Here is a 21,399-nt window from a genome sequence, read left to right on the forward strand (position 1 = left end):
AAGGTTTTCCCCCGCGCTCGCGCCCTCACGGTGCGCAGCGGCGCGGTGGTCCGTGGTTTGAGAGAGATGTGAGGCTATGACCAAGATCATCATCGATGGCAAAGAGATCGATGTGCCGCCGGAGTACACGCTGTTGCAGGCGTGCGAGGCGGCGGGCGCCGAGATCCCGCGTTTCTGCTATCATGAGCGGCTGTCGATCGCCGGCAACTGCCGGATGTGCCTCGTCGAGGTGAAGGGCGGACCGAAGCCGGTCGCGAGCTGCGCCTGGGGCGTGCGCGACTGCCGGCCGGGTCCGAAGGGTGAGCCGCCGGAGATTTCGACGCGGTCGCCGATGGTCAAGAAGGCGCGCGAAGGCGTGATGGAATTCCTTCTGATCAACCATCCGCTGGACTGCCCGATCTGCGACCAGGGCGGCGAGTGCGACCTGCAGGACCAGGCGATGGGCTATGGTGTGGACACCAGCCGTTTCGCCGAGAACAAGCGCGCGGTCGAGGACAAATATCTCGGCGCATTGGTCAAGACCTCGATGAACCGCTGCATCCAGTGCACGCGCTGCGTCCGCTTCTCGGCGGAAGTCTGCGGCGTGCCGGAAATGGGCGCGATCGGCCGCGGCGAGGACGTGGAGATCACGACCTATCTCGAGCAGGCGCTGAGCTCGGAGCTGCAGGGCAATCTGGTCGACATCTGCCCGGTGGGCGCGCTGACCTCCAAGCCCTATGCTTTCGCGGCGCGGCCCTGGGAGCTCGGCAAGACGCAGTCGATCGACGTCATGGACGGCGTGGGCTCAGCGATCCGGGTCGACACCCGCGGCCGCGAGGTGATGCGCATCCTGCCGCGCATCAACGATGCCGTGAACGAGGAGTGGATCTCCGACAAGACCCGCCATGTCGTCGACGGCCTGCGCACGCAGCGGCTCGATCGTCCCTACGTTCGCGAGGATGGCAAGCTGCGCGCCGCCTCCTGGCCTGAGGCATTCAAGGCGATTGCCGCCAAGCTGTCGCGCATCGACGGCAAGCGCATCGGCGCGATCGCCGGCGATCTCGCCGCGGTCGAAGAGATGTTCGCGCTCAAGGATCTGCTTGCCAAGCTCGGCTCGACCAACGTCGCCGTGCAGGGCGGTGACAGCTTCGATGCCAAGCTCGGCCGCGCATCCTATCTGTTCAATCCGACCATCGCCGGCATCGAGCAGGCCGACGCGATCCTGATCGTTGGCGCCAATCCGCGCAAGGAAGCGGCCGTGCTCAACGCCCGCATCCGCAAGCGCTGGCGGTCGGGTCAGCTCAAGGTCGGCGTGGTCGGCCCGAAGGCCGATCTCACCTATGCCTATGAGCACATTGGCGCGGGCACGGACTCCCTGAGCGACGTCGCCGCGGGCAAGCACTCGTTTGCGACCACGTTCCGCAACGCCAAGAATCCGATCGTGCTGGTCGGCGCCGGTGCGGTCGCGCGTCACGATGGCGCGGCGATCCTGTCGCTCGCGGCCAAGATCGCGATGGACGTCAACGCCGTGCGCGACGACTGGAACGGTTTTGCCGTGCTGCACGACACCGCGTCGCGGGTCGGCGCGCTCGACATCGGCTTCAACGGCACCGGCCTGACGGCTGCGCAGATGACGACCTTCGGCACCATGGACGTGATGTTCCTGCTGGGCGCCGACGAGGTCGAGGTGCCCGAGGGCGTGTTCACTGTCTACATCGGCACCCATGGCGACCGTGGCGCGCATCGCGCCGACGTCATCCTGCCGGGCGCCGCATACACCGAGAAGTCGGGTCTCTTCGTCAACACCGAGGGCCGGGTGCAGATGACGGGCCGGGCGTCATTCCCGCCGGGCGAGGCACGCGAGGACTGGGCGATCATCCGGGCGCTGTCCGACGTGCTCGGCAGGAAGCTCGGCTACGACTCGCTGGCCGGCTTGCGCGCTGCGATCATCAAGGCCGTGCCGCATCTCGGCCGGATCGACCAGATCGAGGCGGGCAAGATCGCCGACATCAAGACCCTGGCGGGCAAGGGCGGCAGCCTCGAGAAGGCGCCGTTCAAGCCTGTCATCGATGACTTCTATCTCACCAACCCGATCGCGCGTGCCTCGGCAGTCATGGCGGAATGCTCCCGCCTGGCCTCTGGGCAGATGCTGACGGCAGCGGAGTGAGCGTGACCTGATGGCTGATTTCTTTGCGAGCTCATTCTGGACCGGTTTCCTCTGGCCGCTGATCATCATGATCGCGCAGAGCGTGCTGCTGCTCGTCGTCCTCCTGGTCGCGATCGCCTACATCCTGCTGGCCGACCGCAAGATCTGGGCGGCGGTGCAGATCCGCAGGGGTCCGAACGTGGTCGGGCCCTGGGGCCTGTTCCAGTCGTTCGCCGACCTCTTGAAGTTCGTGCTCAAGGAGCCGATCATTCCGGCCGGCGCCAACAAGGGCGTGTTCCTGCTGGCGCCGCTGGTGTCCTGCGTGCTGGCGCTGGCGGCGTGGGCGGTGATCCCGACCAATCTCGGCTGGGCGATCGCCGACATCAATGTCGGCATCCTCTTCATCTTCGCGATCTCGTCGCTGTCGATCTACGGCATCATCATGGCCGGCTGGTCGTCGAACTCGAAGTATCCGTTCCTGGCGGCGCTGCGCTCGGCGGCGCAGATGGTGTCCTACGAGGTCTCGATCGGCTTCGTGATCATCACCGTGCTGCTCTGCGCCGGCACCCTGAATCTGTCGGCGGTGGTCGAGGCGCAGCACGCCCGCGGGCTTGCGAGCCTGATCGGCCTGCCGCAGCTGACGATCCTGAACTGGTACGTCTGGCCGCTGTTCCCGATGTTCGTGGTGTTCTACGTCTCGGCGCTCGCCGAGACCAACCGCCCGCCCTTCGACCTGGTCGAAGCTGAATCCGAGCTCGTCGCCGGCTTCATGGTCGAATACGGCTCGACGCCGTATCTCTTGTTCATGCTCGGCGAGTATGTCGCGATCACCACGATGTGCGCGCTGGCCACGATCCTGTTCTTGGGCGGTTGGCTGCCGCCGATCGATCTGCCGCCGTTCAACTGGGTGCCGGGCGTCATCTGGTTCTCGCTCAAGCTGTTCTTCATGTTCTTCCTGATCGCGATGGCGAAAGCGATCGTGCCGCGCTACCGCTACGACCAGTTGATGCGCCTTGGTTGGAAAGTGTTCCTGCCGCTGTCGCTGGCCATGGTGGTGATCGTCGCGGGCGTGCTGCAATTCGCCGGCATCGCGCCGAAATGAGGCTGTCATGAACATCTCCGCCACCGCACGGTCGCTGCTGCTGCAGGAGTTCGTCTCCGCGTTCTTCCTCGCGATGCGCTACTTCTTCCAGCCGAAGCCGACCCTGAACTATCCGTTCGAGAAGGGCCCGATCTCGCCGCGCTTTCGCGGTGAGCATGCGCTGCGCCGCTATCCCAATGGCGAGGAGCGCTGCATCGCCTGCAAGCTGTGCGAGGCCGTGTGCCCGGCGCAGGCGATCACGATCGAGGCCGGCCCGCGCCGCAACGACGGCACCCGTCGCACGGTGCGCTACGACATCGACATGGTGAAGTGCATCTATTGCGGCCTGTGTCAGGAAGCCTGTCCGGTGGACGCCATCGTCGAGGGGCCGAACTTCGAGTTCGCGACCGAGACCCGCGAGGAGCTTTACTATGACAAGGCCAAGCTGCTCGCGAACGGCGACCGCTGGGAGCGCGAGATCTCCAAAGCCATCGCGCTCGACGCGCCGTACCGCTGAGGCCGTCCGATGATCCTTTCTGCGCTCTTCTTCTACCTGTTCGCGGCGGTCTGCGTGGCCTCGGCCGTGATGGTCATCGTCTCGAAGAATCCCGTTCACTCGGTGCTCTATCTGATCCTCGCCTTCGTCAACGCCTCGGGCCTGTTCGTGCTGATGGGCGCCGAGTTCCTGGCGATGATCCTGGTCGTCGTCTATGTCGGCGCGGTCGCCGTGCTGTTCCTGTTCGTGATCATGATGCTCGATGTCGACTTCACCGAGCTGCGCGAGGGCTTCCTGCAGTACATGCCGATTGGTCTCGTGATCGGCGGCATCTTCCTGTTCGAGCTGCTGCTGACGGTGTCGTACTGGGTCATCAACCCGACGACGCCGAAGGCGATCACGGCGGCGATCCCGACCAACGTCACCAACACCGAGGCGCTCGGCCTGGTGCTCTATACGAAGTACATCCATTACTTCCAGCTGTCGGGCATGATCCTGCTGGTGGCGATGATCGGCGCGATCGTGCTGACCCTGCGCCACAAGGCCAGCGTGAAGCGCCAGGACATCAACGTCCAGAACGCGCGCACGCCGGAGATGGCGATGGCGGTGCGCAAGGTCGCGGTCGGGCAGGGGCTGCAGGACACGGATGCCGCGGAGTGGGTGAAATGACCATCGGACTGGGACACTACCTCGCCGTGGCGGCGATGCTGTTCACGCTCGGCATCCTCGGCATCTTCCTGAACCGCAAGAACATCATCGTCATCCTGATGTCGGTCGAGCTGATCCTGCTCGCGGTCAACATCAACCTGGTGGCGTTCTCGACCTTCCTCGGCGACATCGTCGGCCAGGTGTTCGCGCTGCTGGTCCTGACCGTTGCGGCGGCGGAAGCCGCGATCGGCCTTGCCGTGCTGGTGGTCTACTTCCGCAACCGCGGCTCGATTGCGGTTGAAGACGTCAATCTGATGAAGGGCTAAGGACGCATGATCCGCACAGATGGGGGCCGGCTTGCCGGCAAGGTCATGCGTAAGGGGATGGGCGAATGATCCAGGCCATTGTCTTTCTGCCGCTGCTCGGCGCGATCCTGGCCGGCCTGATCGCGCTGCTGGGGGCGCATGGACGCCATCCGAGCGGCGATGTGGTCGAGCATCATCACGACGACGGCCATCACCATGGCGCCGCCGACGCGCACGCACATGACGATCACGGTCATGGGCACGACGACCATCATGTCGCAGAGCCGCCCGCGGCCGGCACTTGGGCGGCGCAGGCGATCACCACCGCGCTGCTGTTCGTCTCGGCCGGGCTGTCCTGGGCGATGCTGATCAGCGTTGGCTTCATGCATCACGAGGCCGGGGTGAAGGAGCTCTTGCCCTGGATCAATTCCGGCGAGCTGCAGGTCTCCTGGGCGCTGCGCGTCGATACGCTGACGGCCGTCATGCTGGTCGTGGTCACCAGCGTGTCCTCGCTCGTGCATCTGTATTCGATCGGCTACATGGACGAGGATCCGAACCGTCCGCGCTTCTTCGCCTATCTGTCGCTGTTCACCTTCGCGATGCTGATGCTGGTGACCGCGAACAACCTCGTGCAGCTGTTCTTCGGCTGGGAGGGCGTCGGTCTCGCCAGCTACCTGCTGATCGGCTTCTGGTTCCAGAAGCCGTCGGCCAACGCGGCCGCGATCAAGGCCTTCGTCGTCAACCGCGTCGGCGACTTCGGCTTCGCGCTCGGCATCTTCGCGATCTTCCTGCTGACGAAGTCGACCGACTTCGAGACGATCTTCGCCGCCGCGCCGAGCTTGGCTGGCAAGGCGACGATCAACTTCCTCGGCTGGCACGCCGACGCGCTGACCTTGACCTGCCTGCTGCTGTTCATGGGTGCCATGGGCAAGTCGGCGCAGTTCCTGCTGCACACCTGGCTGCCGGACGCGATGGAAGGTCCGACCCCGGTCTCTGCGCTGATCCACGCCGCGACCATGGTCACCGCCGGCGTGTTCATGGTGGCGCGCCTGTCGCCGCTGTTCGAGCTCGCGCCGAACGCGCAGGCCGTCGTGATGTTCTTCGGCGCGACCACGGCGTTCTTCGCGGCGACCGTCGGCCTCGTGCAGAACGACATCAAGCGCATCGTCGCCTACTCGACCTGCTCGCAGCTCGGCTACATGTTCGTGGCGATGGGAGCAGGGGCCTACTCGGTCGGCATGTTCCATCTGTTCACGCATGCCTTCTTCAAGGCGCTGCTGTTCTTGGGCTCCGGCTCGGTGATCTACGCGATGCACCACGAGCAGGACATCCGCAACATGGGCGGCCTGTGGCGCAAGATCCCGTACACCTTCGCGGTGATGACGGTCGGCACCCTCGCGCTCACCGGCTTCCCCGGCTTCGCCGGCTTCTTCTCCAAGGATGCGATCATCGAGGCTGCGTACGCCGCGCATAATCCGTTCGCGACCTACGCGTATTTCCTCACCATTGTCGCCGCCGGCCTGACCTCGTTCTATTCCTGGCGCCTGGTGTTCAAGACTTTCTTCGGCACGCCGCACGATCAGCATCATTATGATGCCGCGCATGAGAGCCCGATCTGGATGCTGATCCCGATCGGCGTGCTCGCGGCCGGCTCGATCCTGGCCGGGCTCCCGTTCAAGGGCGTGTTCACCGATCCTCATGGCGTCGAGCACTTCTTCGGCGAGTCGCTGAAGATGAACCCGCACATTCTCGAAGACATGGAGCACATGCCGGCCTGGCTCGCTCAGCTTCCCTTCGTCATGATGGTGCTGGGATTTGTGGTCTCCTACTTCTTCTACGTCAGACGTCCGGACATCCCGGAGGAGCTCGCCGCGCAGCAACCGTTGCTCTACAGGTTCCTGCTCAACAAGTGGTACTTCGACGAGCTGTATGACGTGATCTTCGTCCGTCCGGCGAAGTGGCTCGGCCGCTTCCTCTGGAAGAAGGGCGACGGCTTCGTCATCGACGGATTCGGTCCGGACGGTGTCTCGGCGCGGGTGCTCGACATCACGCGCAACGTCGTCAAGATCCAGACCGGGTACCTCTATCATTACGCCTTTGCCATGCTGATCGGCGTCGCCGGCCTGATCACCTGGTTCATGTTCATGGGGGGCCAGCAATGACCACCTGGCCAATTCTCTCCGTCGTCACCTTCCTGCCGATCGTCGGCGCGCTGCTGATCTATCTGGTCCGCGGCGACGACGAGGCGGCCCGGCGCAATGCGCGCTGGATCGCGCTGTGGACCACGCTGATCACCTTTGCGGTGTCGGTGATCCTGGTGCTGCGCTTCGATCCCGGACAGACCGACTTCCAGTTCGTGGAGAAGTCGAACTGGCTGGCGGCCGGCATCAGCTATCACATGGGTGTCGACGGCATCTCGCTGCCGTTCGTGATCCTGACCACCGCCTTGATGCCGTTCTGCATCGTGGCGAGCTGGAAGTCGGTCACCAACCGCCTGCGCGAATACATGATGGCGTTCCTGATCCTGGAAACGCTGATGGTCGGCACGTTCTCGGCCCTCGACCTCGTGCTGTTCTACCTGTTCTTCGAGGGCGGCCTGATCCCGATGTTCCTGATCATCGGCGTCTGGGGTGGTCCGCGTCGGGTCTATGCCTCGTTCAAGTTCTTCCTGTACACGCTGCTCGGCTCGGTGCTGATGCTGCTCGCCATCATGGCGCTGTACTGGAACGCAGGGACCACCGACATCCCGACGCTGATGCACACCGTGGTGCCGCGTAACCTGCAGACCTGGGCATGGCTGGCCTTCTTCGCCTCCTTTGCGGTGAAGATGCCGATGTGGCCGGTTCATACCTGGCTGCCGGACGCGCATGTCGAGGCGCCGACGGCGGGCTCCGTGATCCTGGCCGCGATCCTCCTGAAGATGGGCGGCTACGGCTTCCTGCGCTTCTCGCTGCCGATGTTCCCGCTGGCCTCGCACGACTTCGCGCCGCTGGTGTGGACACTCTCGGCCATCGCGATCATCTACACCTCGCTGGTCGCGCTGATGCAGGAGGACATCAAGAAGCTCATTGCCTACTCGTCGGTGGCGCATATGGGCTTCGTGACGATGGGCATCTTCGCCGGCACCATGCAGGGCGTCGCGGGCGGCGTGTTCCAGATGATCTCGCACGGCATTGTCTCCGGCGCGCTGTTCCTCTGCGTCGGCGTCGTCTACGACCGGATGCACACCCGCGAGATCGCGGCCTATGGTGGCCTCGTCAACCGGATGCCGGTCTACGCGCTGGTGTTCATGGTGTTCACGATGGCCAATGTCGGCCTGCCCGGCACCTCCGGCTTCGTCGGCGAGTTCATGACTCTGCTCGGCACCTTCAAGGTGTCGATCCCGACCGCGTTCTTCGCGACCTTCGGTGTCATCCTGTCGGCAGCCTATGCGCTGTGGCTGTACCGCAAGGTGGTGTTCGGTGCGCTGACCAAGCCGTCGCTCGCCAGCATCAAGGACCTCACGCTGCGTGAAGGCGTGATCCTGTTTCCGCTGGTGGCGCTGACCATCCTGTTCGGTGTCTATCCGAAACCGATCCTCGACATGTCGGCGGCGTCGGTGCAGCAGCTCGTCACCAACTACAATACCGCCGTGACGGCCGTAAAGGCCGCCGCGCTGCTCCAATGATGAGACCCTTGGGGTCGGGACAGAGACGATGATCGAGAATCTTGGGCCTCAGCTTTGGTTGGTGCTGCCGGAGCTGCTGTTGGCCGTGGGGGCCATGGCGCTGTTGATGCTGGGCGCGTTTCGCGGGCAGGGGACGACGGGGCTCGTCACCTGGCTGGCGGTTGCTCTGCTGATCGTGGTCGGCATCCTCGTCTTCAGGCAGCCGGGCGGCCAGGCCTTCGGCGGCAGCTTCATCGCTGACAGCTACGCGCGCTTCCTGAAGATTTTGGCGATCATCGGCTCGATCGCGACTTTGGTGATGTCGGCGGAATTCTTGTCCAAGCCGGACCGCCGCATCTTCGAATATGCAATCCTGGTGCTGCTCTCGACCTTGGGCATGCTTGTCCTGATCTCGGCCGGCGACCTGATCTCGCTGTATCTGGGTCTCGAGCTGATGTCGCTCGCGCTCTACGTCGTCGCGGCCAGCCATCGTGACAACGTCAAGTCGACCGAGGCCGGCCTGAAGTACTTCGTGCTCGGTGCGCTGTCGTCGGGCATGCTGCTCTATGGTGCCTCGCTGATCTACGGCTTCACCGGCACGGTGAGCTTTGCCGGGATCGCGGCTGCCACCAAGACCGGCAGCGTCGGCATCATTTTCGGCCTCGTCTTCCTGTTCGCCGGCATGTGCTTCAAGGTCTCGGCGGTGCCGTTCCACATGTGGACGCCGGACGTCTATGAGGGCGCGCCCACCCCGGTGACGGCGTTCTTCGCCTCCGCGCCCAAGGTCGCGGCGATCGCCGTGTTCGCGCGCGTCGCGCTGACGGCGTTCCCGGGCATCACCTTCCAATGGCAGCAGATCATCGTGTTCGTCTCGATCGCCTCGATGGCGCTCGGCTCGTTCGCCGCGATCGGACAGACCAACATCAAGCGCCTGATGGCCTACTCGTCGATCGGCCATATGGGCTTCGCGCTGGTCGGCCTCGCCGCAGGCACGGTCGAGGGCGCGCAGGGCGTGCTGACCTACATCGCGATCTATGTCGCGATGACGCTCGGCTCCTTCGCGGTGATCATGGCGATCAAGCGGAACGGCCAGTCGTTCGAGAAGATCAGCGATTTCTCGGGGCTGTCGCGCACCAATCCGCTGCTCGCCTTCTTCTTCGCGATGCTGCTGTTCTCGCTGGCCGGCGTTCCGCCGCTCGCGGGCTTCTTCGCGAAATGGTACGTGTTCGTCGCCGCCATCAAGGGCGGGCTGTTCACGCTGTCGGTGATCGGCGTGCTGACCAGCGTGGTCGGCGCCTATTATTATCTGCTCATCGTCAAGACGATGTATTTCGACGAGCCGCTGCCGACGCTCGATCCGGTCAGGATCGAGCTGCGCACGGTGCTCGCGATCTCCGGCATCTTCAACATCCTGTTCTTCGCCTATCCCGGCCCGCTGGTCAGCGCGGCTGCGGCCGCGGCGAAGTCGCTGTTCTAGATGGCGTTTGCTCTCGGGTCCCGTGCCGCTGCGGCAGGTTACGGGCTCGTCACGTTCGATCAGGCGGGGTCGACCAACGTCGAGGCGCTGAAGTCGGCCAGAGAGGGCGGCAAGGCGCGGTGCTGGTTCGTCACGTCGGAGCAGACGGCCGGGCGCGGCCGTCGCCAGCGTCCGTGGATCGCGCCGCGCGGCAATCTGGCCTCGAGCGTGCTCGAAGTGCTGAACGTGGCTCCCGCCGTGGCCGCCACCCTCGGCTTCGCCGCGGGCCTGGCCATCGAGGCCGCGTTGCGCCAGGTGAGCCTCGAGGCTGCGCTGCGGTCCGGAGGCGGCGTGGCCTTTGCGTTGAAATGGCCCAACGACGTGTTGGCCGACGGCCGCAAGATCGTCGGCATGCTGCTCGAAGCGGAGCAGGTGGCTGGCGGGCTCGCCGTGGTTGCCGGCATCGGAACCAACGTGGTGGCGGCGCCGCCGGATACCCCGACACCGGCGGTCTCGTTGGCGGACCTCGGCATCCAGGTGGCTGCCGAGGATTTGTTCGCGGCCTTGTCTGACGCCTGGGTCGAATATTTCGGCATCTGGAACGAGGGCCGGGGCTTCGGTGATATTCGCCGGCTCTGGCTGGAGCGGGCGGCCGGCCTCGGGCAGCCCGTCGCCATCAGGTCCGGACATGCTATCATCGAGGGGATTTTCGACACGATCGACGAACAGGGTTGTATGCTGGTGCGGACCGCGGAGGGACGATTGGAGCCGATCACGGCAGGCGATGTTCATTTCGGCTCGGTCGCCTCCCAAGGAGCGGTCTAGATGGCACGTCCCGACGAACTGACTTTTGCACCGCTCGGCGGCGTCGGCGAGATCGGCATGAACCTGTCGATCTACGGCCTCGGCAACCGCCACCAGCGGTCCTGGCTCGCGATCGATCTCGGCGTCTCCTTCGGCGACGAGGAGCATCTGCCGGGCATCGACCTGATCATGCCCGACGTCGCTTTCCTGGAGAAAGAGCGCAACAACCTCGTCGGTCTCGTGCTGACCCATGCGCATGAGGACCATTTCGGCGCGATCATCGACCTGTGGCCGCGGCTGAAATGCCCGATCTACGCGACCAAGTTCAGCGCCGCTTTGTTCGAGGCCAAGTGCGAGGCCGAGCGCCTGCCGGCCAAGATTCCGGTCAAGGTGATTCCTTCCGGCGGCCGCGTCGATATCGGTCCGTTCAACGTCGAGTTCATCCCCGTCGCGCATTCGATTCCGGAATCGCATGCGCTGGCGATCCATACCGAGGTCGGTACCGTCCTGCACACCGGCGACTGGAAGATCGATCCGACGCCGGTGCTGGGTGCGCCGACCGATGAGAAGCGGCTGCGCGAGCTCGGCGACGCCGGGCTGCTGGCGCTGATCGGCGACTCCACCAACGCGGTGCGCGAGGGACGCTCGCCGTCCGAGGCCGAAGTCGCCAAGACGATCGCGGCTTTGGTGAAGGAAGCGAAGGGCCGCGTCGCCGTCACCACCTTTGCCTCCAACGTCGCGCGCATCCGCGCTGTCGCCGAGGCAGCGCGTGAGGCGGAGCGCGAGGTCGTCATCGTCGGCCGCGCCATGGAGCGGGTGGTCCAGGTCGCGCGCGAAACCGGCTATCTCGACGGCGTGCAGAACTTCCGCGGCATGGATCTCTACGGCCACTTCCCCGCGGACAAGGTGCTGGCGCTGTGCACCGGCAGCCAGGGCGAGCCGCGCGCCGCGCTGGCGCGCATCGCCAATGACGACCATCCGTTGGTGACGCTGAACAAGGGCGACACCGTCATCTTCTCGTCGCGCACCATTCCCGGCAACGAGAAGGCGGTCGGTGCCGTCATCAACGGGCTGGTGCAGCAGGGCATCGAGATCATCACCGACCGCAACCATCTGGTTCATGTCTCCGGCCATCCGCGCCGCGACGAGCTGCGCGACATGATCGCGTGGACGCGGCCGCAGCTCCTGATCCCCGTGCATGGCGAAGCGTTGCATCTGCATGAGCATGCGAGGCTGGCGCGCGCCTGCGGCGTGCCGAAGGTGATCACCTGCCGCAACGGCGACCTGGTCAAGCTCGGCCCCGGTGATCCCGGGATCATCGACGAGCTGCCGGCGGGACGGCTCTACAAGGACGGCAGCATCGTCGAGGACTCGAAATCGCGCGCCGTGGTCGAGCGCCGCAAGATGGCCTTTGCCGGCTGCATCTTCGTCGCGCTCGCCATCACCGAGAAGGGCGAGCTGGCCGACGATCCCGAAGTCGACATGGTCGGCATCCCCGAGAAGAATGCGGCAGGCGAGGCGATGGACGACATCGTGTTCGACGCGGTCGTCTCGACCTTCGAAGGACTGCCACGCGCGCGGCGTCGTGATCCCGATGCCGCGGCGGAATCCGTGCGGCGGGCGGTGCGCTCGACGGTGAACGAGCAGTGGGGCAAGAAGCCGATCTGCCTCGTCCATGTCTTGGAAGTCTGACGCGGGCCAACAGAACGGCCGTTCAAAAGAAAAAGTGGAGGAAGTCATGCTGGGCCGGCTCAACCACGTCGCCATCGCGGTCAAGGACGCCGAAAAGGCTGCCAGGATTTATGGCGCGGCGTTCGGTGCCGAGATCTCCCCCGCGGTGCCGCTGCCGGAGCATGGCGTGATCACCGTGTTTGTGACCCTGCCCAACACCAAGATCGAGTTCATCCAGCCGCTGGGCGAGGCGTCACCGATCGCCAAATTTCTCGAGCGCAATGCCGATGGCGGCATCCATCACGTCTGCTACGAAGTGGCTGACATCATCGCCTCGCGCGACACGCTGATCAAGGAGGGCGCCCGCGTACTCGGCGACGGCCAGCCGAAGATCGGCGCCCATGGCAAGCCGGTGCTGTTCCTGCATCCGAAGGATTTTTCCGGCGCGCTCGTCGAGATCGAGCAGGCCTGAGCAGCGGGGGCAATCATGGCCTACATCATCTCAACCTGGCTTGCGATCTACTTCGTGCTGTGGTGGGTCATGCTGTTCGTGACCCTGCCGTTCGGCGTGCGTAGCCAGCACGAGACGGGCGGCGGTTCGCCCGGCACCGATCCCGGCGCGCCGACCATCAGCCTGATGGGGCGCCGCTTGATCTGGACCACGCTGTTGTCGGCGGTCGTGTTCGGCCTGGCGCTCCTGGCCTATCAGGCCGGCTATCTCAGCATCGAGCGGCTGTCACGGCTGATGGGAATTCCGTTTTAGCCCCCCACTTGCATTGCACAACGTCCTCTCGAAGCCGATGCGCGGACGCGCGTCGGCTTTTTTGCTATAGGAGGTCAAAACAAGACCGACAGGGAGGTTGAGCGTGATGACATCGGCCGAGGCCCGGAACGGGACGCCATCGGGCTATCGCATTCTGAACGAGATTGATCTTCGAAACTATCTCGCAGGGATCCCTTCGGTTGCAGGGCAACTCGGCGGACCGGCTGAACGCTGGTCGATCACCGAGGTCGGCGATGGCAACCTCAATCTGGTCTTCATCGTCAAGGGATCGTCCGGCGGACTCGCGGTGAAGCAGGCGCTGCCTTACGTGCGGCTGGTCGGCGAGAGTTGGCCGCTGCCGCTGTCACGCGCCCACTACGAGCATCTGGCGCTGACGCATCAGAATCGCCTCGCCCCCGGCCTCGTGCCGGCCATCGTTCATCATGATCCGGCGCTGGCGCTGACGGCGATGGAGTTGCTCGAGCCGCACATCATCATGCGCAGGGGACTGGTCGCGGGCACGATCTACCCGGCCTTCGTCGATCACATCACGACCTTCATGGCGCGGACGCTGTTCTTCTCGTCCGACCTCGCGCTGTCTGCCGCCGCGAAGAAGGATGCGATTGCGAGCTTTGCCGGCAATCATGCGCTGTGCAAGATCACCGAGGACCTGATCTTCACCGACCCCTATCGCATCGCCGAGCAGAATCGCTGGACGTCACCGTGGCTCGACGCCACGGCCGCCGAGATCCGTGCCGATCTCGATCTGCACGTCGCGATCTCCCGGCTCAAGCTGAAATTCCTGTCATGCGCCGAGGCGCTGATCCATGGCGATCTGCACACGGGATCGATCATGGTGACGAATACCGAGACCCGGGTGATCGATCCGGAATTCGCCTTCTACGGCCCGATGGGTTTTGACGTCGGTGCCGTGCTGGCCAATTTGCTGATGACGTATTTCGCCTCCGAAGGACATGAGCAGGAGCGCGGTAGTAGGGACGCCTTCGAAAGCTGGGTGCTTGCGACTGTCGATGAAGTCTGGACCGGGTTTGCCGACAAGTTCCTGGCGCTGTGGCGGAGTGAGGCGACCGGTGATGCCTATCCGCCGTCGCTGTTTCCGGGCGAGGCGGGAGCGACACGGCTGGAGACGGAGCGTCAGGCATACATGGCCGGATTGTTCCAGGATGCCGTCGGCTTCACGGCGGCGAAGATCATCCGCCGCATCCTGGGTCTCGCGCACAACATCGACTTCGAGCTGATCGAGGATGCCAAGCAGCGCGCGGTGTGTGAGGCGAGGGCGCTGCGGCTCGCGCGGACGCTGATGCTTGAGACGGCATCGTTTACGTCGATCGACACGGTAACGAAGGCCGCGCGCGAGCTGCGTCATTGGCAGCCGGGGTTCTAGACCTCGACAGAGGCTCCCGTCACCGCGAGGAGCGAAGCGACGAAGCAATCCGGAGGCGCGCGTGACGCCCTGGATTGCTTCCGCCTACGCCTTCGGCGGACATGTCACTTCGCTCGCAATGATGGAAGCAGGTGCGTAGGGTTGGCAAAGGCGCGCCGCGATGCATCAGCTCGGCCTCGTTCTTTCCCGCGCCGTGCCCACCATTTTCGCACCAAGCTTGCTGATGGACGGTGGGCACGCTGCCGCCCTGCGGGCGGCGGCTTTGCCCACCCTACGGCATCCCAGTTAGTCCGCCGCCTTGGCGCGCAGCCGTTGTGCGTAGACGTTGATCACCAGTGCCGCCAGCAGGATCAGGCCGCGGATCAGGATTTTCAGGAAGCTGTCGATGTTGACGTGGTCGAGGCCGTTGTTGAGGACGCCGAGCACGAACAGGCCGACGATGGTGTTGCCGATGCCGCCGCGGCCGCCGAACAGGCTGGTGCCGCCGACCACGACGGCAGCGATCGAGTCCAGCAGGTAGGTGTCGAATTCGTTCTGCTGCGCGCTGCCGAAATGCGCCACGCCGAGCATGCCGCCGATTCCCGAGCACACGGCCGAGATCACCATCACGCTGCCGAGGATCAGCTTGACGTTCAGGCCGGAATATTCCGCCGCCTCGCGGTTGCCGCCGACCATGTAGACGTAGCGGCCGAACCGCGTGTAGGTCAGCACGAGGTGCCCGAGCAGCAGCATCAGCGCCGCCACGATCACGATCCAGGGCACGCCCGCGATCGAGCCTGAACCGAGCGTCGTGATGATGGGCGGGACCTTGTAGGCGATCTGGCCGCGCACCAGCATCGCCGAGATGCCTGCGGCGATCTGCATCATCGCGAGCGTCATGATGAACGAGGGAATGCCGATCACGGTCAGGCCGAAGGCGTTGACCACGCCGAGCAGCGCGCACAGCGCGAGCGCGAGCAGGATGGCGGCAAAGCCGGGCATCGGCAGGTTGGCGATGTTGACGTAGGACTCCTGCAGGGTGAAGTAGGCCACGGCGATGCCGGTGACGTTGGCGATGGCGGCGATCGACAGGTCGATCTCCGCGCACAGGATGACGAAGGTGAGGCCCACCGCAATGATGCCGGTGACCGATACCTGGGTCAGGATGTTGCCGACATTGTCGAGCGTTGCGAAAGATGGGCTTGCGATCGCGAAGAACGCGGTGAGGAAGATCAGCGTCAGGAACGGCGCGATGTTGCGCATCTGTGAGCGCAGCAGCGCTGCGACCCCGCCGGCGCGCCGCGGCTGCGCCTCCGGCATCGGAACGGTCTCGCCATGCGCCATGACAATCTCCCTACGCCGCCTCGAGCAGACGGTCTTTGCTGATGGTCTCGCCGGCGAATTCGCGCACGACCTCGCCGCGCTTGAGCACGATGACGCGATCGGCCAGCGACAGCACGGTCTCCGGCTCGGTCGAGAGCACGATCACGGCGATGCCCTGGTCGCGCAGCTGCCGCACGATCTGGATGACGTCGCTCTTGGCGCCGACATCCATGCCTCGCGTCGGTTCGCACAACACCAGGAGCCGCGGCGGATGGCTGAGCCATTTGGCGAGCGCCACCTTCTGCTGGTTGCCGCCGGAGAGCAGGCCGAGGTCGATCTCGACATCGGCAGGCCGGATCTGCAACTGCTCGACCTGGCGCTTCGCGAGCGCGCGCTCGTGTGCGGGCTTCAGCAGCACCGCGTTGATTCGGTCGAGGATGCTGATCGAGACGTTCTTGTAGACGGGCTCCTGCAGGAACAGCATGTCGCGGCGGCTCTCCGGCACGAAGGCGATGCCGGCGCGGCGCGCATCCGCCGTGCTCTTGAAGCGGTTACGCTGGCCGGCGATTCGTAACTCGCCGGCGTCAGGTGCAAGCTTGCCGAACAGGATTCGCGCCAGCTCGAGCTGACCGCAGCCCATGAAGCCGTAGATGCCGAGCACCTCGCCGGCACGCACGGCGAACGAGACGCGCTTCAGATTGCGCGCCAGCGACAGGCCGTCGGCTTCGACGACCACGGGCTTGCCGGCCGTCGGCGCGGGCAGGGTGATGTCGTGGGTGTAGCTGTCCTCCAGCGCATCGCGTCCCTTGCCGATCATGGCCTCGATCAGCGCGGCCTTGCTGGTGTCGGCAGCACGCGTCTCCATGATCTTGCGGCCGTTGCGGAACACCGTGACCTCGTCGGAGATCAGCAGGATGTCCTCGATAAAGTGCGAGATGAAGATGATCCCCGTGCCTTGCTCGCGTAGCTTGCGCAGCGCCGCGAACAGCCGCTCGACCTCGGGCGGCGACAGCGCCGAGGTCGGCTCGTCCAGGATGATGATGCGGGCGCCGGAGAACAGCACGCGCGCGATCTCGATCAGCTGCTGCACGCCGATCGGGAGATCGCCGAGCCGGCTCATCGGATCGGCGTCGATGCCAAGGCGCTTGAGCTGCTCGGCGGCCTCGCGCGCCATCCGGCGCCACTGCACGATGCCCAGCGCATTGGTCGGCTGGTTGCCGAGAAACACGTTCTCGGCCACCGTGAGATCCGGGGCGACGCTCAGCTCCTGATGGACCATGGCGATGCCGGCTGCACGGGCATCCCGGGCAGAGTTGAAGTGAACCTCGCGGCCGTCGAGCAGGAAGCGGCCGGAGAATCCGGTATGCACGCCGGCGATGATCTTCATCAGCGTGCTCTTGCCGGCGCCGTTCTCCCCGACGAGACCATGGATCTCGCCGGGGCGAAGCGTGAAGTCGACGCCGCGCAACGCGGTGACGCCGCCGAACGACTTGGTGATGTCCTGCAGTTCCAGAAGCGGCGGGCGGCTGTTCGACATGGGAGGCGACTTCAGATCAGGAAGTGATCCTCCATCCATTGCATGCCCGCGGCGTTGGCCTTGGTCACGACCGGACCGTCGGTGATGACATGCTTCGGAATGCCCTGGCCGCTCTTCTCGCCGGCCGTCACCGCCGCGACGCCGGCCACGATCGCGCCGCCATGGATGCGGCAGGATGGATTGCGCACGGTCGCGAACATGCGGCCGTCGCTGACCGCCTGGATCGCCGGCGGCATGGCGTCGACGCCGCCGATCAGGATGTTGGTGCGGTTGCGCGCCTTCATGATGTTGTAGGCGGCGAGCGCCATGTCGTCATTGTGGAAGAACGCCGCGTCGATCTGCGGATATTTCGTGAGATAGGTCTCCCACAAGCGCGCCGTCTTCGACACGTCCCAGTCGGCCGGCTGCGTGTCCAGCACCTCGATGTTCGGGAACTGCTTGATCACGGAGTTGAAGCCCTTGGCGCGGCCCTGCGCGCCGGTGTGGCCGAGCGCGCCCTGCGTCATGATGATCTTGCCCTTGCCGCCCATCGCTGTCGCCAGCGCCTGGGTGACGGAGGCGCCCATGAACTCGTTGTCGGGTGCCAGGAAGGAGTGGACGTTGATCTGATCGAGCGGCGCGATCAGCGTGTCCATGTCGATCACGGGAATGCCGGCATCGATCATCTTCTGCACCGGCTGGGTCAGGGTTCCGATGCCGAACGCCTGGATGGCGACGAAGTCCCACTTCTGCGACGCCATGTTGTCGATCGCGGCGCGCTGTTTCACCGCATCGAGCTGGCCGTCGAACCAGGTGACCTCGACGTTGAGCAGCTTGCCCCACCATTCCGCGGCCTGCTTGCCCTGGGCGCACCAGGTCGCCTGCAGTCCAGCATTGGAGAACGCCGCCTTGAGCGGTTTTTCGGAGCGGCCCATCTCGGCGGCCATCGCCGGATTGATGCCGAAGCCGGCGAGCAGCGCCGCCGCTGAGCCCGCGGCCGTCGCCGCCTGGAGAAGATCGCGCCTCGTCGTTTTCTTGGACGTTTTGTCAGTGCCGGGCATCCCGTGCTCCCTGTCCCATCGTTGTCCGGCGGCGTCATTGATCGCGCCGCCAAGATCTGCAGTGTTTCACAACCCAATTCATCACGCCACAGCCGGATGTTGTGCGTTGCACTGGATGGCTTTCGCGCTGCACGCGCAATGTCAGAAAACCGTGATGCACCCGTGGTACGCGGCAGCGCAGCTTTGGGAGAGAGCCTTTGGCAACGACACGCATCGCCGTGATCGCCGACATCCATCACGGCCGGGACACGCAGACGAAGCGTGGATCGGTGGCGCTGCCATTGCTCGAGCGCTTCGTCACGCAGATGAACGCCGAAAACATCGCTGCGGTCATCGATCTCGGCGACCGGATTTCCGACGAAGATCCCGAGCGCGATCGTCTGCTGCAAAGCGACGTCGCGACGTGTTTCGCAAAGCTTGCGCCGGCGCATCATCATGTCAGTGGCAATCATGATCTCGCATTGCTCAGTCTCGCCGACAATGAAGCGATCATGGATCGTCCGTGCGGGTCGCGGGCTCTGATCATCGGCGATGTCAGATGTGTGTTCTGGCAACCCGACGTGAGTCTGACGCGGAGCCGTGGCTTTCGCCTCTCCGCGGGCGATCTCGGCGCGTTGGTCCAGCTGCTTGCCCAGGATGACCGGCCGACCCTGCTCGTCAGCCACGTGCCGCTGTCAGGACAGGCTCAGACCGGCAACTACTACTTCGAAGCCAATCCGGAACACGCGGCCTATGCCGAGACCGATGCGATCCGCGCGGCGATCGCGGATGCGCCTTGCCCGATCGTCGCGCTCGCCGGGCATGTCCATTGGAATACGATGACGACGGTCGATGGCACACCGCATCTGACGTTGCAGTCGCTGACCGAGACGTTCATCTCGGGCGATCCAGCCGAAGCGGCTGGCCTTCTCGATATCGGCGATGGTTCGTTGCGCTGGAGCGTGACGGGCCGCGAACCGCTGTCGGTGACGTTGCCTTGGCCAAAGGCCAAGGCGCGGTGGCGTGCGCCATTGACACGCTTCGCGACGGCTGCGGTGGCTTGAGGTGGTGGCGTGTTCAGGTGGCGTTCATGCGGCCCGCAATACCGTCATGAAGACGGTGGCTGCCCTGCGAGGACTGCAAAAAAAATAGAGCAGGGCAGCGGGCCCTGCTCGGAAATTGTGTCGACCCTTTAGATATCCCGCAAGTTCAGATTTGATCTTGTTAAGCGGGGTGACGCTGCTTGTTGCGCGCCAGGGCTCCTCCCGAGACTTGGACCACCAGACTTCCGCAAGCGTTAGCCTGAGGCCCAAATTCGTAGACGATCTTTTTGCGTTTGTCATCCTTTTCGGCAACGATTGTTCAAATTTCGCGCACTTCCTGAAATGATCGGTAAGTGCTTGCAATTGACGAGTTTTATTTTCGTGTTTTCTCGTGATAGGTGCCAAGTTACCGTATTTGACGGCGGCCCCTGAGGCGCGGCGGGATTGTTCTTAATCAACGACCGCTGGCGAAATGTGCCGACTGTGCCCTGCGCGACCTCGACTCCGGGCGTCCACTCGGGCACAAGAATTCGGTTCATTTGGCAGGCTTTGATGCGGCAGCGGCTGCAGGCGTTTCTCCCGATCATGCTGATCGCACTGATGGTGCAGATCCTGGCGCCGATCGGTGTTGCCTGGGCGGCGGCATCAGCCGCGGCCGATCCCCTGTACGGACTTGAGATCTGCCACGGCCAGCTGGGTTCCCAGCCGATTGACGATGGGTCGCCGGCGAGCCCTGCGCTCCACGGTTGTTCGCTGTGCTGCCTGGCGCAGCCGGTCACACTGGATGGGCCAGAGCTCTCCACCATCGCCGTTCCGCAACGCGATTCGGGCGAGGTCGTGTGGCGCGCCGGTGACCGGGCTGACGGGATCACCAAGGCTTTTTCGAACGCGCAGGCACGGGCTCCGCCCGCAGCGTGACGCGCTGGCCGTCGTGCGGCCCTGACCTCCCAAATCACATCACCATGACCTGCGTTGTCTGCGCGGCGATCGCCGTGCGGACATGCGCCGATCAACCAAGCTGGCGCATCGCCGCCAAGACAAGAAGGATAATCGACATGACCTTCCTCGGACGCTCTCTGCTTGCATTCGCTCTCCTGTTGGGAGGATCTTCCGCCGCCTTGGCCGCGGACGTGAAGGCCGGTGACCTCGTCATCACCCAGCCTTGGAGCCGCGCCACGCCGGGCGGCGCCAAGACGGGCGCCGGCTATCTGACCATCGAGAACAAGGGCAGCGCGCCCGACCGCCTCGTCGCGGTGACCGGCGACGTCGCCGGGCGAGTCGAGATTCACGAGATGGCCGTCACCAACGGCGTCATGACCATGCGTCCCCTCGACAAGGGACTCACGATCGAGCCGGGCAAGACCGTCGCGCTGGCGCCGGGCGGCTATCACCTGATGCTGATGGAGCTGAAGAGCCCGCTGAAGCAGGGCGACAAGCTGCCGGTCACGCTGGAGTTCGAGAAGGCCGGCAAGGTGGCCGTGACGCTCGAGGTGCAGGCGGTCGGCGCCAAGGCACCAGGCGGCGAGGGCGGCGGCATGATGAAGCAGCATGATCATTCCGGCATGAAGATGTAGGCCGGGCGCTCTGCGGCTCCGACGGAGAGGCCGGCCTCGATGACGCAACGGGTGTTGAACGCCGCCATGATAGCCGGCTCGCGCGCGAGCCGGCTGCTGGCGGCCGACCGCACCCGACGTCCTGCCAATGTCCGTCAGAAGTTCGTCCGATATCTGCCGGTCGCGCTGCTAGCAATGCTGTTGCAGGTGTTGGCGCCAGTGGCGGCGTCCGCCCTGACGGCAGCGACGATCGTGACGGTCGATCCGTTCGGCGGGACGGCGATCTGCCATGCCGAGACGGATGCGGCGCCCTCTAATGGTGATACCGACCGCGCTGCCTGCGGCCTTGACTGCGTCATGTGCTGCGTGCTGCACGCCGCTGCGGCGCTCGATGCGCCGCCGGCGCCATTCGATGCGGCTCCGCTGCGTCTGACGGCGTCCATCGTCTGGACTGCGCGCGAGCTCCGCCTCGTTCATCTCCTCGCCCGGGCGCAGGCGCAACCAAGAGGACCCCCGTTCCTCTCCTGAGCACAGAACTCGTCGTC

At 64.8% G+C, this 21,399-nt stretch carries 20 protein-coding genes; 17 read left to right on the forward strand and 3 right to left on the reverse strand.

Annotated elements, in window-relative coordinates; translation table 11 throughout:
* Positions 1–76 precede the first annotated feature (76 nt).
* The 13 genes from nuoG (at position 77) to mtnK (ending at position 14,400) form a co-directional block, all read left to right on the forward strand.
* The gene (gene nuoG / locus ACQR10_RS17535) at positions 77–2,146 is read left to right on the forward strand and encodes an NADH-quinone oxidoreductase subunit NuoG (RefSeq protein WP_316217857.1); all 2,070 of its coding nucleotides are present in this window, start codon (positions 77–79) and stop codon (positions 2,144–2,146) included.
* Between the two features lie 10 nt (positions 2,147–2,156).
* Positions 2,157–3,227, forward strand: coding sequence for an NADH-quinone oxidoreductase subunit NuoH (gene nuoH / locus ACQR10_RS17540; protein WP_315799700.1), 1,071 nt, complete (start codon positions 2,157–2,159; stop codon positions 3,225–3,227).
* Positions 3,228–3,234: 7 nt separating this feature from the next.
* Entirely contained in the window at positions 3,235–3,723 is a 489-nt protein-coding gene (gene nuoI / locus ACQR10_RS17545) for an NADH-quinone oxidoreductase subunit NuoI (protein WP_006611003.1), read from the forward strand.
* A gap of 9 nt (positions 3,724–3,732) precedes the next feature.
* Positions 3,733–4,371: an NADH-quinone oxidoreductase subunit J gene (locus ACQR10_RS17550; protein WP_316181344.1), complete on the forward strand. Its 639-nt coding sequence runs from the start codon at positions 3,733–3,735 to the stop codon at positions 4,369–4,371.
* On the forward strand, positions 4,368–4,676 hold the full coding sequence (gene nuoK, locus ACQR10_RS17555; protein ID WP_006611001.1) for an NADH-quinone oxidoreductase subunit NuoK: 309 nt from the start codon (positions 4,368–4,370) through the stop codon (positions 4,674–4,676). Before ACQR10_RS17550 ends, nuoK begins: the two co-directional genes overlap by 4 nt.
* Before the next feature lie 65 nt (positions 4,677–4,741).
* Positions 4,742–6,817 (forward strand): NADH-quinone oxidoreductase subunit L, encoded by a 2,076-nt coding sequence (nuoL, locus tag ACQR10_RS17560; protein WP_315799701.1) that lies wholly within the window; start codon positions 4,742–4,744, stop codon positions 6,815–6,817.
* Complete coding sequence (locus ACQR10_RS17565; protein WP_316217858.1) at positions 6,814–8,322, forward strand: NADH-quinone oxidoreductase subunit M; 1,509 nt, start codon at positions 6,814–6,816, stop codon at positions 8,320–8,322. The genes nuoL and ACQR10_RS17565 overlap by 4 nt, the downstream gene beginning before the upstream one ends.
* A gap of 28 nt (positions 8,323–8,350) precedes the next feature.
* Positions 8,351–9,778, forward strand: coding sequence for an NADH-quinone oxidoreductase subunit NuoN (gene nuoN, locus ACQR10_RS17570; protein ID WP_316217859.1), 1,428 nt, complete (start codon positions 8,351–8,353; stop codon positions 9,776–9,778).
* On the forward strand, positions 9,779–10,582 hold the full coding sequence (locus ACQR10_RS17575) for a biotin--[acetyl-CoA-carboxylase] ligase (RefSeq protein ID WP_315799704.1): 804 nt from the start codon (positions 9,779–9,781) through the stop codon (positions 10,580–10,582).
* Entirely contained in the window at positions 10,583–12,253 is a 1,671-nt protein-coding gene (locus ACQR10_RS17580) for a ribonuclease J (RefSeq protein ID WP_315799705.1), read from the forward strand.
* Positions 12,254–12,299: 46 nt separating this feature from the next.
* Complete coding sequence (mce, locus tag ACQR10_RS17585; protein ID WP_316181340.1) at positions 12,300–12,704, forward strand: methylmalonyl-CoA epimerase; 405 nt, start codon at positions 12,300–12,302, stop codon at positions 12,702–12,704.
* Between the two features lie 15 nt (positions 12,705–12,719).
* Positions 12,720–12,995 carry a DUF1467 family protein gene (locus tag ACQR10_RS17590; RefSeq protein ID WP_315799707.1) on the forward strand — a complete coding sequence of 92 codons (276 nt, stop codon included), beginning with the start codon at positions 12,720–12,722 and terminating at the stop codon, positions 12,993–12,995.
* A gap of 103 nt (positions 12,996–13,098) precedes the next feature.
* A complete protein-coding gene (gene mtnK / locus ACQR10_RS17595; protein ID WP_410051446.1) occupies positions 13,099–14,400 on the forward strand; it encodes an S-methyl-5-thioribose kinase in 1,302 nt (433 codons plus the stop codon).
* A gap of 285 nt (positions 14,401–14,685) precedes the next feature.
* On the opposite strand, the gene ACQR10_RS17600 is transcribed toward mtnK, so the two are convergent.
* Genes ACQR10_RS17600 through ACQR10_RS17610 form a run of 3 tightly spaced genes read right to left on the reverse strand, consistent with a single transcriptional unit; the run spans position 14,686 to position 18,279 of the window.
* Positions 14,686–15,723, reverse strand: coding sequence for an ABC transporter permease (locus tag ACQR10_RS17600; protein WP_315799708.1), 1,038 nt, complete (start codon positions 15,721–15,723; stop codon positions 14,686–14,688).
* Positions 15,724–15,733: 10 nt separating this feature from the next.
* A complete protein-coding gene (locus ACQR10_RS17605) occupies positions 15,734–17,239 on the reverse strand; it encodes a sugar ABC transporter ATP-binding protein (protein WP_316181338.1) in 1,506 nt (501 codons plus the stop codon).
* A gap of 11 nt (positions 17,240–17,250) precedes the next feature.
* Positions 17,251–18,279 (reverse strand): sugar ABC transporter substrate-binding protein, encoded by a 1,029-nt coding sequence (locus tag ACQR10_RS17610; RefSeq protein WP_316217860.1) that lies wholly within the window; start codon positions 18,277–18,279, stop codon positions 17,251–17,253.
* Positions 18,280–18,476: 197 nt separating this feature from the next.
* Between ACQR10_RS17610 and ACQR10_RS17615 the strand changes: the two genes are divergently transcribed.
* The 4 genes from ACQR10_RS17615 (at position 18,477) to ACQR10_RS17630 (ending at position 21,382) form a co-directional block, all read left to right on the forward strand.
* Entirely contained in the window at positions 18,477–19,322 is an 846-nt protein-coding gene (locus ACQR10_RS17615) for a metallophosphoesterase family protein (protein WP_316217861.1), read from the forward strand.
* A gap of 531 nt (positions 19,323–19,853) precedes the next feature.
* Entirely contained in the window at positions 19,854–20,219 is a 366-nt protein-coding gene (locus ACQR10_RS17620; protein ID WP_315799712.1) for a DUF2946 family protein, read from the forward strand.
* Positions 20,220–20,356: 137 nt separating this feature from the next.
* The gene (locus ACQR10_RS17625) at positions 20,357–20,875 is read left to right on the forward strand and encodes a copper chaperone PCu(A)C (RefSeq protein WP_316217862.1); all 519 of its coding nucleotides are present in this window, start codon (positions 20,357–20,359) and stop codon (positions 20,873–20,875) included.
* Between the two features lie 39 nt (positions 20,876–20,914).
* Entirely contained in the window at positions 20,915–21,382 is a 468-nt protein-coding gene (locus ACQR10_RS17630) for a DUF2946 family protein (RefSeq protein WP_316217863.1), read from the forward strand.
* Positions 21,383–21,399: the final 17 nt, after the last annotated feature.

It is taken from the genome of Bradyrhizobium sp. HKCCYLRH2060 (assembly GCF_051168135.1).
In the GTDB taxonomy this organism is placed as follows: domain Bacteria; phylum Pseudomonadota; class Alphaproteobacteria; order Rhizobiales; family Xanthobacteraceae; genus Bradyrhizobium.